1 protein-coding gene is annotated in these 556 nt (G+C 52.9%); it reads right to left on the reverse strand.

Annotated features, from left to right (window positions below):
- The coding region (locus ACWHAR_RS30715; RefSeq protein WP_452088889.1) for a PLP-dependent cysteine synthase family protein at window positions 1–556 on the reverse strand (556 nt) is incomplete at both ends.

Consider the following 556-nt stretch of genomic DNA (forward strand, 5'->3'; position numbering starts at 1 on the left):
CCTGCAGGTTCTGCCACGTGAACGGTTATTCCCGGAAATAAAGCTTTCAGCTTTTCGCCTGTTCCGGTAATCGTTCCCCCTGTCCCTGCTGTTGCAACAAATGCAGCGAGCGGTTTGCCGATTTCTTCTATTGCCCGGGCAATTTCCAGAGCGGTTGATCTCCGGTGAGCCTCCGGATTGGCTTCATTATCAAACTGCATCGGAATAAAGCTGCCTGGTATTTGCCGAGCGAGCTCCTGCGCTTTTTTGATGCTGCCCGGCATTCTTTCATCCCCCGGCGTCAGGACGACTTCGGCTCCGTACGCTTTCAGAAGATTGATACGCTCCTTTGTCATCGTATCAGGCATGACAAGAATGGCTTTGTAGCCTCTTGCCGCCGCGTTCATCGCAAGGCCGATGCCGGTGTTCCCGCTCGTCGGTTCGATGATGGTTGAACCCGGTTTCAGCAGGCCTTTTTCTTCGGCATCCAGGATCATTTGATAGGCCGCGCGGTCTTTTACGCTTCCGCTCGGATTAAAAGATTCAAGCTTGATATAAATTTGGGCCGCGTTTTCGG

The sequence above is a fragment of the Bacillus sp. LR--39 genome (assembly GCF_053613335.1).